Source organism: Mesotoga sp. H07pep.5.4 (assembly GCF_003664935.1).
Lineage (GTDB): Bacteria > Thermotogota > Thermotogae > Petrotogales > Kosmotogaceae > Mesotoga > Mesotoga prima.
Genome location: NZ_JFHM01000007.1, coordinates 185,913 through 199,285, shown reverse-complemented (window position 1 = coordinate 199,285; position 13,373 = coordinate 185,913). Strand labels below are relative to the sequence as shown.

Sequence of the window (13,373 nt, the reverse complement as noted above, 5' to 3'; positions counted from 1 at the left end):
ATTGAAACCCTGAATTGATTGCCAGTTCTCTTTACGAGACCCTATACCCTGTAATCGACACCCTGCCCTTCGCGTCATGAACTTGTTTCAGCATCACGATCTGAGAACCGCTGGACGCTTGCTAAAAAACGCTGATCGCTGCAGAAGGCTACGTTGTCCGTCAACGGTCCACCGTCCTCCGGCAGGATCAAAACCGTGTTTCAGCATCTAGGTCATGGTTTTTGCCCTTAATCAAGAACGAAAAACAAATCCTCGCTCTGGAACCAAGAACAAACTCTCTTCGACAAACGAAGAACCGCTCTTAATGCTCTTCCCAAGGACGGGCTCATGCTCTGGGATGGACGAAAACGGTTTTTCAGCAGCGATCTGCAATCCACAGCAATCGCCTTGCGAATCCTTTGCCTACGAAGTCGGAAATGGCCTTAGCGAAGCACGGACTGGCCGCACTTAGCGCGTATGACGACCACGGGCAGCTTTTCACAGATGCATCCAGGAAACTGCCTAACGATTTTTCATTTCGTTGCGTTTCCGCTTGAAGGCAGCGATGAGATCGGTTTTTCTTTCCTCACCTCTAAAGAGAGCCACAACGTTTTTCCTGTGTCTGAAGAGTGAGAGTCCGAAGAAGGCCAGCATCCATAGGCCAACCGCATACCCCTCTGTGAGAAAGAGTATTCCGGAGAGGGTAGCCAGAGCCAAGAGTGATCCAAGAGAAACGTATTGGGTAACGAGAACAATGGGAATCCAGATGCCAAAAAAGACTGCCACGTACCACGGAAGAGTTCCGGAAAGCGTTCCCACGGTACAGGCCACAGCCTTACCGCCTCTGAACTTCAGAAATATCGAGTAGCTGTGACCAACTGCTGCGAAGAAACCTATCATCATTCCTTCTGGTAGAGAGACTCCAAAGACCGCCCGAGCTATCAGTACGGGAACAAAAGCCTTCACTCCATCGAGAATCATTGCGACGGCCCCGGCATACCCGCCCATGCTCCTAAGTACATTCGTTCCACCTACGTTTCCGCTTCCAACCTTTGTGATGTTCACACCTTTGACAAGCGGAATAATGAAGCTGAATGGAATCGAGCCCATGACATATCCGACCAAGGCAAATAGAAGATACCTCATCTCTTCCTCCTGAGTTTCAAGAAGATCGGAGTCCCTTCGAATGGATCGAAATTCAAACGAATCGTATTCCTTATACCTCGAAGATAAGGCTCGGTAAAAAGTGAAGGATCGTTCACATTTAGCATGATTATTGGGGGTCTACTGGCGATCTGCGATCCATAATAAATCTTGCCCCGTTTTTTCCCCTTACCTGGGGCAGGGGTCCCTTCAGAGTATCTTTGAAGAATGGTGTTAAGAAGTCCGGTAGGTAATCTAAGGTCGATCTTCTTGCTTACCAGCTTTATGCTGTCGATTAGCTCGTCCATTCCTTCGCCGGTCAGTGTAGAGGTAAAGATCACCGGGCTGTAATCTATGAAATAGAGATCCTGCTTGAAGGTTCTTAGCAGTGCCTTTCTTCTTCTTTCATCTGCAAGATCACACTTGTTGAAAACCGCAATTGTCGCCTTGCCATTCTTTTCTGCCAGGCCAGCGATTCGCTGATCCTGATTTCCTACCCCGTCCGCCGAATCCATCACCATCACGATGATATCCGATCTCTCGAGTGCATCGATTGCCCTCATGACACTGTAGTACTCTACGTTCATCACTTTTACTTTGGATTTCTTCCTAATTCCTGCGGTGTCTATAAATGTGATTGGAATGCCATCAACCTCTACAGTCTCGTCAACAGTATCACGAGTTGTGCCGGGCACTTCCGTCACTAGACTCCTTGGGCTTCCGACAATCCAGTTGAAGATCGAGGATTTTCCAGCGTTGGGCTTCCCAACAATCGCAATCTTGAGCTCAGATTCGTCATTGCTTTCTAGATAGACAGAGTGGCCCAATGTTTCCAGCCTCTCAAAAATCTCGTCGAGAAGTAAGTCGATATTGAGTCCGTGAGCGGCAGAAATCTTGATCGGATCTCCGAAACCAAGTGAAAAGATCTCGTTTCCCATATTTGAATAGAAAGACTCTGGATTCTCCACCTTATTTGCAACGAAGATTACTTCGATTCTCTGCTTTCTCAAGTAGTCCGCCAGCACTTGATCAGCACTAGTGAGGCCAAATTTTCCATCAACAACGAACAGAATAAGGTCACCCTCGCTCAGTAGTTCGAGGGTGACCTCTTTCATCTTTTCTTCAACTATATTCTCGGGATTTTCGAAAAGGCCACAGGTATCGACAAGCTGAAATGTTCGCTGTTGCCAGTTTACTCTACCCACAGTGAAATCACGCGTCACACCGGGGATATCATCAACTATGGCCCTTCTACCACCAACAAGCCTATTGAAGAGAGTTGACTTTCCAACATTTGGTCGTCCAATTATCAGGACGGTAGCCACTAGAGGCTTTCTCCTTCTTCCTCGAGCTGGTTCTTTATCATTTCTCCCAAACTGTTGGAGTTAACCGATCCATTTCCGTTCAGATCCTTGAGGGCCTTATCAGTCTCGGCAGCCTCTTTGTCCTTTATGAGCTGTCTTATGGAAACTACCATGTTTCTTGTGTCGTTGTCGGGATCGTAGACAAGCCTGATTATTTTGAACTGGTCATGTCTACCAACCTGTACGGAATCTTCGATATTCTCTGTCCTTTCTAGAGCAACCTGAGAGACAGGAAGGAAGGCTTCAACTCCGTAAGAGTCAATCAAGACTATCGCGCCGGACTTTGTGAGCCTTGTGACAGTTCCAGTCACGTGATCACCGACCGATAGTTCAGCCGAAACCTTTTCCCAGGGGTCAGAATAGGCCTGTTTTATACTCAGTCTCATTCTTCTGTTTACAGTGTCTATTGAAAGGATCTTGACTTCTATCTCGTCTCCTTCTTTTACAACATCTTCGATTCTGTCGACAAAGTTCCAGGAGACTTCGGAAACCGGTACAAATCCTGAGACGTACTCTTCAAGCTCGAGAATGACGCCGGTAGGAAGTACCTTTGCAGTCTTCGCCTTGAGGATGTCACCTTCCTTGTACTTGTCGCCTATGTTCTGCCAGGGATCTCCCATAGCTTCTCTGTAAGAAAGAGAGAGAGTTCTCTTTTCCTCATTGATTTCCTTGATGGTTACTTTGACTTCGTCTCCCACTTCCACAACGCTCTTGAGATCCTTCTTAATGTTTCCCCAGAAGACTTCTGAGATGTGAACCAAACCCTCCACTCCGGGTTCGAGCGAAACAAAGAATCCGAATGGAGTGATATTCTTAACGGTTCCCACTACTGTAGAGTCAACCTCATACCTGTCTTTCAGTGTAAACCAGGGGTCTTCAGTCATCTGCTTGAGAGAAAGGGAGATTTTCTTCTCAGCTTCATCGACCCCGATTACTTTGGTCCTGACCGTCTGCCCAGGCTTGAGAAGATCGCTGATTCTTACACTGGGATCCCAACTCATCTCTGAGGCTGGGATAAGAGCGGTCACGTTGTCGTTGAGCTTGACAAAGGCGCCGAAGTTCTTGATGGATTCAACCGTTCCTTCAAGCTCCTGACCGATTTCGATCGTCTCGAAGTAAGCCTTGATAGCTTCTTCCTGGAATGCCCTTAGAGAAACAACAACGTTTATGCCGTTCCTCTGTCTCTTGAACCTTATTACCTTGAATTTCAACGTTCCCTCCGGAGCGGGATCTCCCTTTCTGATACCCGACTCGGATCCAGGCAGGAAGGCCGGGACCGTCTTAACTAATCTGACGTTGTATCCTGCCTTTGTTTCTGAAACAATCTTTCCATCAATCGCTTTACCTTCTCTGTAGGCCTTCTCAACCTTGCTTACTGCCTGTCTAGCATGGACCCTCTTCTCGGAGACAGTACTTCTTCCCTCTTCTTCGTTAGTCTTAATGACCATGACTTCTATCTTATCTCCAACGTTGTACTCTTCCAGTTCATTTACCAGCTGATCCGCGGGTACGAACCCGTCTAGCTTTCCGTCCATGATCACCATCAAGCCGTCTGGCTGAATGGAGAAAACCTCTGCATCCTTTCTACTTCCCTTCCTTGCTGAGGAAACATCCATCTGTTCAAATATCTCCTCCATGCTCAGGTTTTCATCTTGCCGATTCATTTTCTCTTCCATTGTTGGTTACCTCCCTCTTATTGTCTATGTAATCCAGTATCTTCTGGATTTGCTCGTACGGAGTTGATGTGCCGCTAATTATGGCAACCTTCCCCATATCACCTTGAGGAAGATCAGTCAGGTCTGTTACATGTAGTGCCCTCTTACCGAGTCTTTGGACTATTCTTACCAGTTTCTTTGTGTTTGAGCTGTTCCTTCCACCTATGACAATTACCGTATCGGAAATCCTTGCCAGACGTTCGGCTTCAGATTCACGCTGTATTGTAACCTTGCAAATCGTATTATAAACAGTGACACGTTTTCCAAGACGAGATTTCACGAACCCTGAGAAGTTCTCGAATTCCAGACTGCTCATTGTCGTTTGAGAGACAATTGCAATTTGGTCAAGTCCTTCTAGTTTTTCTAGAACTTCCTCGTAGTTCTCTCCGGGTTCAACTATGAGATACCTATTCAGTCTACCTGAAAGAGCAGTTACTTCGGCATGGTTCTTCTTTCCATATACCACAATAAAACTGCCTTGCCGCTGAAGATCTACAGCCAGGCTAAATACATTGTACACTATAGGGCAGGTCAGATCTATTACTTCATCGAAAACACGCCGTAATTTCTCTTCCGAAGCAGGGTCGATTCCATGAGCCCTGATTATTGCGACACCTTCATGTTTTCCAGATAAAATGCTGTCATCTATTACTTCTAGACCCAGCTGCTTGAGATCCTCCATCACTTTCTCGTTATGAACGATTTCTCCTGTTGCATATACCTTCTTTCCCGACTTAAGCAGTTTCACAGCCTCACTGACAGCCCTGTCGACTCCGTAGCAGAAGCCTACTGACCTTGCAAGGTGGACTCTCTGTCGCTTCTCCGCCAGTGATACGATTCTTGAAACAACTTCTTCAATACTCATATCTGTAGTGTCCAGAATTATGGCGTCCGAGGCCGCCTTTAGTGGGGCAACGGATCTCGTCGAGTCGTTAAGATCCCTTCTTTCTATTTCAGCAAGAATCTCATCGTAAGTGGCTTCCAAACCACTTGATTTCAGTTGTTTCACTCTCCTTCTTGCTCTTTCGCCGGCAGATGCAGTAAGAAATATTTTAAGCTCAGCTTCGGGAATAACAACAGTACCGATGTCTCGCCCTTCCATAACAACGTTTCCCTGCTTTGAAAGCGTTCTCTGCTGCTCAGTCAAAAAATCTCTTACATAAGAATATTTTGCGATATCTGAGGAAAGGAGCGAAACCTCTCTGGTTCTTATCTCGTCACCAAGCGGGCTTCCGTCTAGGATGATACCGGAATCCGAAAGCGAGAAATACGTATGGCTCATCAGTTCAGCCATTTCATCGGCGTTGGAAAAGGAAATTCCGGCTTTCTTGGCCTTCAGAGCGAGCGCTCTGTACATTGCACCCGTGTCAATATAAACAAAATCCAGTTTCTCAGCAACCAGCCTTGCAACAGTAGATTTTCCCGATGCCGCCGGCCCGTCGATGGCGATCCTCAACTTCAGTTCTCCGTATCTTTCAACTGTAGTTTAAGCAAATCAAGCTGCTTCTGCGAAACCTCGGAAGGTGCGGAGGTCATCAAATCCGCGCCGCTGGCGACCTTCGGGAATGCTATTACTTCCCTTATAGACTGAGCGCCGACGATGATTGCGATGATTCTATCTAGACCGGGAGCAATTCCTGCGTGAGGAGGTGGACCGTATTTGAAGGCTTCTAGCAGATAGCCGAATTTCTCCGTCGCCTCTTCCCGTGAAAGCCCAATTAGGTCAAATACCCTGCTTTGAATATCTCTCCGGTGAATCCTGACTGAACCGCTTGCTATTTCGTAACCGTTGAGAACTAGATCATAGGATTTCGACCTAACTTTCAAAGGATCACTTTCTCCATATTTCTCAAGATCTTCCAGATCCGGCATAGTAAAGGGATGATGCTCGGCCTCTATCCTTTGCTCTTCTTCGTTGTAGGAAAACATGGGAAAATCCGTTACCCAAAGAAACTCAAATCCCTCTACCGAGAACTCTTCCTCTTTAATAATCTTGTTCCTTATCTGTCCTAGAGCCTTCGAAAGCGGAAGCCCCTCTCCTAGGCTGAATAGAATCAGGTCGTTTTCATTCGCAGCGAAAAGAGAGACCAATGACGAGAGCTCTTCTGGACAGTGCTTAAGTATAGATGACTTCAGACCGTCGCCCTCAACTTTCGCCCACATCAAACCTCCAAGACCGTTCTCTTTTGCAAATGCGGTGTATTCGTCGAGCTTTTTTCTTGAAAATCTATCGGCCTTGCCTTCTACGAGAAAGCCCTTGACTTTCTCGCCCTTGTCTATAGAATCAGAGATAACTTTGAAAGCCGTTTTTTCGAAGGTTGAAGTAATATCGTGAATCTTCATTCCATATCTAGTATCGGGTTTGTCGCTGCCGTATAACTCAACAACCTCCTGATACGTGAATCTCCTGAACGGTGTCTTGATATCGGCGAAAGCTGCCTTCTCAAACGCATACTTCATCAAGCCCTCGGTCATCGAAAAGACATCTTCCTCATCTGCAAAGGACATTTCCAAGTCGATCTGCGTGAACTCCGGCTGCCTGTCGGCCCTGAAGTCCTCGTCTCTGAAGCATTTGGCAATCTGATAGTATCTATCGAAACCGGAAACCATGAGCAGCTGTTTGAATATCTGAGGAGATTGTGGAAGAGCATAGAACTTGCCTGCCTTTAGACGAGAGGGCACGAGGAAATCTCTTGCCCCTTCTGGGGTGGATTTTCCCAGGATCGGTGTTTCCACATCTACGAAGCCGTTATTGTTAAGGTACTCTCTAACGGCTTGAACAAATCTATGTCGGGTAAGAATGTTTCTTTGCATCTTTGGCCGTCTTAGATCAAGGTATCTATGACGAAGATGCATCTCTTCGGCCGACTCTTCATCGATATTTATGTAAATCGGCGGGACTTCGGCATCTGAAAGTATTTCCATCTCCGAGGCCACAATCTCTATCTCCCCAGTGGGAAGCCTAAGATTGATCGCATCATCGGGTCTTTTCCTAACGGAGCCAGTTACGGAAATGCAAAACTCGTTCCCCAACTTCAACGCCATGTTGTAAAGCTCATTATCTCGAGGATCAAAGACCACCTGTGTGAAACCATATCTATCTCTCACCTGAACAAACTTGATTCCGCCGAGGTCTCTTATACGATCGACCCAGCCGTTCAATGTAACTACTTTCCCCGTGTCGGAAGCCCTCAATTCCCCACAGGTGTGCGTTCTTTTCTTCAACTCCAACACCTCCCACAGAGATAATATTACCACGCCAGTTTCTAGGATGGAATCTAGATTTGTGGTAGAATCATTTAGAATATTTCCTTCGGGGAGGTGTAGAAATTGAAAATGAAAGTTTTACTTGCCTCACTGCTTATTCTCGGTCTGGCATTTACTTCAGCATTCGCTGCGGTCAATTACGTTGATGTTAGTTCAAATCACTGGGCTTACGATGCCGTGATGAAGCTCTCTGACCTCGGTATTCTAACCGGGATTGTGCAGGCCGACGGCAAAACTTATTTCAATGGAAACGATGCTCTGACAAGGTATCAGACGGCTGTCATGTTAAAGAAGACGCTCGATTACGTTGAACTGAACTTCGCCAGGCAGGGTACCGTCCCTCAGAACGGAGCGGTAGACGGTACGATTATGTCAAGACTTGAAGCTTTGGAACTGGCTTTGACGGATTCCACCGGAAGGCTTATAGACACAATGGATCTCCAGCTGAGAATAACCGCTCTCGAAAACAGAATAAGCTCTCTGGGAATCTCTACAAATGGAAGCGTATCTCAGAGCACTGTCGAATCACTCAGACAGCAAATCATGAAATTCGTTGAAGATCTTTCTTTGACCACCAAAAAGCTGGACATGCTTGCTCTTGATGTGCAGAATGTACAGAACAGCACGTCTAATCTCACGGTTATGGAATCAAAGGTTAACGATGCCGTTAGAAGAGTTGACACACTGAGTGGCAACGTAAGTATGATACAGAGCAGTATTTCTTCAAACGAAAGGGCTATTTCGGCTCTTGATTCAACCGTAAGATCACTGTCCTCTTCTTTAAGTGACTATGATGCCAAACTCAGCACAATAACCAACAGGGCATCTGCAAATGCAATTGAGATTGCATCGATCAAGGAATCCATGACGACGCTTTCTGGCGATGTGCTGAGCGTGAGAGATCTCCAGAACAAGATCTCTTCTCTTGAAGATCAGATTGCTAATGTGAAGCTTCCTACCGAGGCGACTGACAAGCTTGATTATCTTTCGGCAAGAGTGAACGCGATTTCTTCAGATTACGCAAAAATCGGAGATCTCCAGAACTACGTAACCAAGACCGACCTTAAGGCAAACTTGAATCTCTATGCGGGGATCGACGAGCTTGCACAGGTTAAGAACTCCAGCGAAGTGCTGTATAAGGATCTCCAAACCCTGAGAGACGACTTCGCTTCTGAAACCGGAATCATCAAGAGTGATATCGGGAATCTCCAAAGAAGCATCAACGCGATAAACGAAATCGTTACGATCCATGAAAACGAACTTGCTTCCTTAAAGTCCTCGGTTAGCACTGTATCCTCTCTCAGGAGCGATCTTAACGCTCTGAATTCCAAGTTCAACGCTCTAACCGATCAACAGTCGAAGAACTTTGCTGCAACACAGGCTAGCATCGGTGATCTCGAGGCAAAGATTAACGAGAATATGGATATGCTTAACGTGACTGTTGATGCGAGTCTTTCCAGAATCTCTCTGGGAATGGATACGGTTAACACACAGTTAGGAAAGAACGAGAGCGAGATCAAGGCACTGAAGACCAGAGCGGATTCACTAGAATCTAGGCTAAACACAACGGTAGTAAATCTTGAAAGATACCTCAAGATTAGTGACCTTGAGACTCAGCCTGTTATTGTGAATCTCTCGGAAAGAGTAGCCGAGATCAACAAGGCCACTGTTGACGCCGCCACAAAACAGGACGTTGAAGCACTTCAGAAAAAGACTTCGCCCTGGTTGATTCTCTCTACAGTAAGTTCACTTGCTGCTCTTGGAATATCCATATGGGTTCTTATTGCCTCAGGAACAATATAATAGAATAGCTTTCGTAATGATTGACCCGGGGTTTAACCCCGGGTTTTTGCTATAATTGAAGCTGACGAGTTGTTGCTGGAGGTGCTTATGAAAGTCGCAGAGATTTCTTCACTAGGTAAACATATAAATGAACACGTACAGATCAGGGGTTGGCTGAGAAGAAGAAGATCGAGTGGGAAGATCCAGTTCCTCTTCTTGAGGGATGGTTCCGGATTCGTTCAGGCAATCGTAGAGAAGTCAAGCGTGCCCGAGAGCGTCTTTCAGGTTGCGGCCTCCTTGAAAATGGAGTCAAGCCTTATAGTCACCGGTCTTGTAAAGGCCGAGGAAAGAGCTCCTGGCGGAGTTGAAGTACTGGTCGAGGACCTAGAAATTATTCAGATCCCTGAAAAGGACTTTCCGATTAACAAGCCTGACCACTCGATCGATTTTCTTATGGACAACAGGCATCTTTGGCTGAGGACTCAGCGACAGACCCATGTTCTTAAGATTCGTCATGAGATAATACGTGCCGTCAGAGAGTTCTACAATGATCGAGGCTTTGTCCTGGTAGACACCCCGATATTCACCGGCTCGATTGGAGAAAGCGCCGGGAACACATTCGAAATCGACTACTTCGATTACGGAAAGGCATATCTAGCTCAGACTGGACAGCTTTACCTTGAAGCGGCTGCTATGGCTCTTGGAAAGGTTTATAATCTCGGACCAACCTTCAGAGCCGAAAAATCAAAGACAAGAAGACATCTCATAGAGTTCTGGATGAACGAAGCAGAAGTCGCGTATTACGGACACGACGATAATATCAGGCTTCAGGAGGATCTCGTCACCTATGTCGTTAAGAAAACTCTCGAAAGAGCAGGAGAGTATCTTCGCTCTGTTGGACGAGATACGTCGAGACTAGAGAAGATCGAGACTCCATTCCCTAGAATAACCTATGACGAGGCAATAAAGCTTCTGGTAAAGAAGGGGTTCGATATCAAATGGGGAGACGACATCGGAGGCGATGAAGAAACGGCAATTGCAACTGAGTTCGAAAAACCGGTCGTTGTCGAACGGTACCCAAGAATGATGAAAGCCTTCTACATGCAGCCCGATCCCGAGAGACCGGAAGTAGTCCTATGTGATGACATGCTGGCCCCAGAAGGCTATGGAGAGATAATTGGGGCTTCTGAGAGAATTCACGACCGCGACTTGCTTGTCGAAAGAATACAGGAGTATGGTCTCGACGTCGAATCATACGACTGGTATCTCGACCTGCGAGACTACGGTACGGTTCCACATAGCGGTTTCGGTATGGGAATCGAAAGAATTGTTGCATGGATTGCAGGTCTTGAACACATCAGAGAAGCGATACCCTTTGCAAGAACGCTCTACAGGATTCATCCTTAGGAGGTTATATGGGAGAAGAACGCTTCCTTACGCCCGGCGAGGTGCAAGAGGATAATTCGATCAAGAGTCTTAGACCTAAGACTCTACAGGAGTATATTGGTCAGAACCAGATAAGGCAAAGGCTTCGAGTAGCGATCGAGGCTGCAAAGGTACGGCGTGAAGCCCTTGACCACACACTGCTGGCCGGCCCTCCGGGACTGGGAAAGACTACTCTTGCTCATATAATCGCTAACGAGCTGGGATCTGAGATATATGTTACTTCAGGACCTGTAATAGAGAAGCAAGGAGATCTGGCCGCAATTCTAACCGGCCTGGAGCGAGACGATGTGCTTTTCATAGATGAAATTCACAGACTGAATAGAAGCGTTGAAGAGATACTGTATTCGGCTATGGAGGATTTTCAACTTGACATAATGATAGGTAAGGGACCAAGCGCGAGATCTATACGTCTCGATCTGAATCCCTTCACTCTGGTTGGTGCAACTACGAGAAGCGGCTTCATAGGGGCTCCTCTTCGAAATAGGTTCGGTATGATCCTCGAAATGGAGTTCTATCCGGACAGGGATCTCAAGCAGATTATTCTACGCTCTGCTGCCCTTTTGGGGACTTCGATTCGGGACGATGCAGCCCTTCTGCTCGCAAGAAGGTCGCGAGGTACCCCAAGAATCGCAAATAGGTTGTTAAGGAGAGTAAGAGACATCGTCACCGTTGAAGGTGAAAGCGAGATCACCATGGAGACCGTTGAATCGGCAATGACTCTGCTTTCAATAGATTCGGAAGGACTCGATTCAATGGACAAAAAACTCTTATCGATTCTCATCGAAAGCTATAACGGCGGACCTGCCGGTGTAAAGGCCATTGCCGCTTCGCTAGGAATCGAGCCGGAAACAATAAGCGAAGTATATGAACCATTCTTACTTCAGAGTGGATTCCTCGTAAGGACAAGTCGGGGAAGGATGGTTACGGAAAAGGCATACAGGCACCTCGGCCTCCCCCTTGAGGGAAGAAATACTCCGCTCTGGAACTACGCTGATCATAGAGAAGAGGTAGAGGAATAAGATGGCTGTTTCTTCGGACAGGCCCATCAATATCGGAACCTGTAAGTCGACAAGGCCATTTTTGCTGGATAATCTTTTATTTTATAAGAGCCTTTTCAGAGTTTGCTTAGGAGAAAGTTTTCCTTCATTTACCGCGGGGTGAGAGTTATGAAGGCTGCAGTGTTCTACAACAGAACCAGAATCTCCGCCGAGATGCTTGACTGGCTTTCAAGAGAGATAGAATTACATAAGATCGATACTTCCTTCTGTGAAGATCGTGCTTCCTGTTCCGTTCAGGAGCAGGATGTCATCCTTACATTCGGGGGAGACGGAACGGTCCTCGAGGCAGTACAGATGGCTGTTCTCAACAATCTTCCCATCATGAGCTTCAGAGTTGGTAGTGTCGGATTCCTCGCTGCCTTTGAACTCAGCATGCTGCATACGGCCCTCGACCTTTTGCAGGAGGGAAAACTCGATGGTGTCGATAGAAATGTAATGGAGATAAGCCTGGATGGAACCGTAAGATATGCTCTCAACGATTGCGTCGTCGAGCGTTCAACACCAAGCAGGACGGTCTCCTTATCAGTAGAAATATCAGGGCAAAGCAGCTACCAAGTCGTAGGCGATGGAATAATCTTTGCTACAAATACGGGCTCCACTGCTTATACGATGGCGGCGGGCGGCGCACTTGTTGACCCCGAGGCCAATTGCTTCCAGATAACGCCAATATGCCCCCATAATCCCTTCGTTGGATCGATAGTCATAGGCGCCTCTAGAAAAGTGAGAATGGAAGTGAAACAAGACAAGGGTTTTCCTCTAGAAGCCTATGTGGATGGGGAGCTCGTCTCTGAACTGAGGACCGGGGATACCATTGAAGTTTCACTCTCAGATAGAAAGGTGACTCTTCTCAGGGAAGGAAGCTTTGATTTCGTTGCTTTGCTCAAGAGAAGGCTCGCTTTTGGAGGTCGGCTTAAGGATGATATCTAAAGTAGGCCTTGAAAGAATAGGTAATTTGAGAATTGAGATCTTGAGAATGGCCAGATATGTCCAGAGCATCTTCAACAAGACAATGGTCGCAGTACTAGAGCGAAATGAACACCAGGCTAGAGATGTGATTTATTCCGATTCTGTGATAGATTACCATCAGGTGGAGCTGCAGGCAATGATAATTGGTCTAACGGGTATACTGACTCCAACTGGCAAAGAGCTGAGGTTTTTGACGCTCTCAATGAATATTGTCAGTGCCCTGGAGAGAATAGGTGATAAGTGTGTCTTCATTTGCGAGACAAGTCTTTCACTTTCGAAGAGACCGCCTATCGGATACTACGACAAGATGAAGTCTATGTTTGAGTCTGTCTCGATTATGACTAAGGGAGCAATAGACAATCTCGTTGAACCATCTCTGTCTGAAGCAGAGAGGCTCTGTAAGAGCGATGACGCTATTGATCGAATGCAAGAAGAGGTGAAGTCTGATCTGATTCGTTATTGTGAGCAATCGCCTTCGGTTGTTGGTAGGGCGTTTGACCTTATGATGATTTTCTGTGCACTGGAAGAGATTGCCGATCTTTCAACGGAATTGATGGAAGCGGCAGTTTACATAGAAAGCGGAAGACACTATAGATGTGTTAACGACGATTTCAAACCTGTGGATTTTGAAACCCAGAATGATGAGGGGTGAT

10 protein-coding genes are annotated in these 13,373 nt (G+C 46.6%); 5 read left to right on the top strand and 5 right to left on the bottom strand.

Going from position 1 to position 13,373, the window contains the following annotated elements; translation table 11 throughout:
- Positions 1-501: 501 nt before the first annotated feature.
- From plsY to aspS, 5 genes are read right to left on the bottom strand one after another with little or no spacing between them, the layout of a single operon-like run.
- Positions 502-1,125 (bottom strand): glycerol-3-phosphate 1-O-acyltransferase PlsY, encoded by a 624-nt coding sequence (plsY, locus tag Y696_RS05415; protein WP_121509856.1) that lies wholly within the window; start codon positions 1,123-1,125, stop codon positions 502-504.
- Positions 1,122-2,447: a ribosome biogenesis GTPase Der gene (gene der, locus Y696_RS05410; RefSeq protein WP_121509855.1), complete on the bottom strand. Its 1,326-nt coding sequence runs from the start codon at positions 2,445-2,447 to the stop codon at positions 1,122-1,124. Before der ends, plsY begins: the two co-directional genes overlap by 4 nt.
- Complete coding sequence (locus Y696_RS05405) at positions 2,447-4,162, bottom strand: S1 RNA-binding domain-containing protein (protein WP_121509854.1); 1,716 nt, start codon at positions 4,160-4,162, stop codon at positions 2,447-2,449. The genes der and Y696_RS05405 overlap by 1 nt, the downstream gene beginning before the upstream one ends.
- Entirely contained in the window at positions 4,134-5,657 is a 1,524-nt protein-coding gene (gene cmk, locus Y696_RS05400) for a (d)CMP kinase (protein WP_121509853.1), read from the bottom strand. Before cmk ends, Y696_RS05405 begins: the two co-directional genes overlap by 29 nt.
- Before the next feature lie 2 nt (positions 5,658-5,659).
- Positions 5,660-7,426, bottom strand: a complete 1,767-nt coding sequence (aspS, locus tag Y696_RS05395) for an aspartate--tRNA ligase (protein WP_121509852.1) — start codon at positions 7,424-7,426, stop codon at positions 5,660-5,662.
- Between the two features lie 111 nt (positions 7,427-7,537).
- On the opposite strand from aspS, the gene Y696_RS05390 reads away from it, so the two are divergent.
- From Y696_RS05390 to Y696_RS05370, 5 genes are all read left to right on the top strand, one after another.
- Positions 7,538-9,271 (top strand): S-layer homology domain-containing protein, encoded by a 1,734-nt coding sequence (locus Y696_RS05390; RefSeq protein WP_259459862.1) that lies wholly within the window; start codon positions 7,538-7,540, stop codon positions 9,269-9,271.
- An 87-nt stretch (positions 9,272-9,358) separates the two neighbouring features.
- Positions 9,359-10,657 carry an asparagine--tRNA ligase gene (asnS, locus tag Y696_RS05385; RefSeq protein ID WP_121509850.1) on the top strand — a complete coding sequence of 433 codons (1,299 nt, stop codon included), beginning with the start codon at positions 9,359-9,361 and terminating at the stop codon, positions 10,655-10,657.
- An 8-nt stretch (positions 10,658-10,665) separates the two neighbouring features.
- Positions 10,666-11,715, top strand: a complete 1,050-nt coding sequence (gene ruvB / locus Y696_RS05380) for a Holliday junction branch migration DNA helicase RuvB (protein WP_099772222.1) — start codon at positions 10,666-10,668, stop codon at positions 11,713-11,715.
- A 147-nt stretch (positions 11,716-11,862) separates the two neighbouring features.
- Positions 11,863-12,681 (top strand): NAD(+)/NADH kinase, encoded by an 819-nt coding sequence (locus Y696_RS05375; RefSeq protein ID WP_257211995.1) that lies wholly within the window; start codon positions 11,863-11,865, stop codon positions 12,679-12,681.
- Positions 12,671-13,372 carry a phosphate uptake regulator PhoU gene (locus Y696_RS05370; protein WP_099772220.1) on the top strand — a complete coding sequence of 234 codons (702 nt, stop codon included), beginning with the start codon at positions 12,671-12,673 and terminating at the stop codon, positions 13,370-13,372. The genes Y696_RS05375 and Y696_RS05370 overlap by 11 nt, the downstream gene beginning before the upstream one ends.
- The last annotated feature ends 1 nt before the right edge of the window (position 13,373 follow it).

What these genes read in the sequence shown, in the direction of transcription:
- Y696_RS05370 (WP_099772220.1), top strand. Translation starts at nt 12,671, where the DNA reads ATGATATCTAAAGTAGGCCTTGAAAGAATAGGTAATTTGAGAATTGAG.
- Y696_RS05405 (WP_121509854.1), bottom strand. Translation starts at nt 4,162, where the DNA reads ATGGAAGAGAAAATGAATCGGCAAGATGAAAACCTGAGCATGGAGGAG.
- Y696_RS05390 (WP_259459862.1), top strand. Translation starts at nt 7,538, where the DNA reads ATGAAAGTTTTACTTGCCTCACTGCTTATTCTCGGTCTGGCATTTACT.
- ruvB (WP_099772222.1), top strand. Translation starts at nt 10,666, where the DNA reads ATGGGAGAAGAACGCTTCCTTACGCCCGGCGAGGTGCAAGAGGATAAT.
- asnS (WP_121509850.1), top strand. Translation starts at nt 9,359, where the DNA reads ATGAAAGTCGCAGAGATTTCTTCACTAGGTAAACATATAAATGAACAC.
- plsY (WP_121509856.1), bottom strand. Translation starts at nt 1,125, where the DNA reads ATGAGGTATCTTCTATTTGCCTTGGTCGGATATGTCATGGGCTCGATT.
- Y696_RS05375 (WP_257211995.1), top strand. Translation starts at nt 11,863, where the DNA reads ATGAAGGCTGCAGTGTTCTACAACAGAACCAGAATCTCCGCCGAGATG.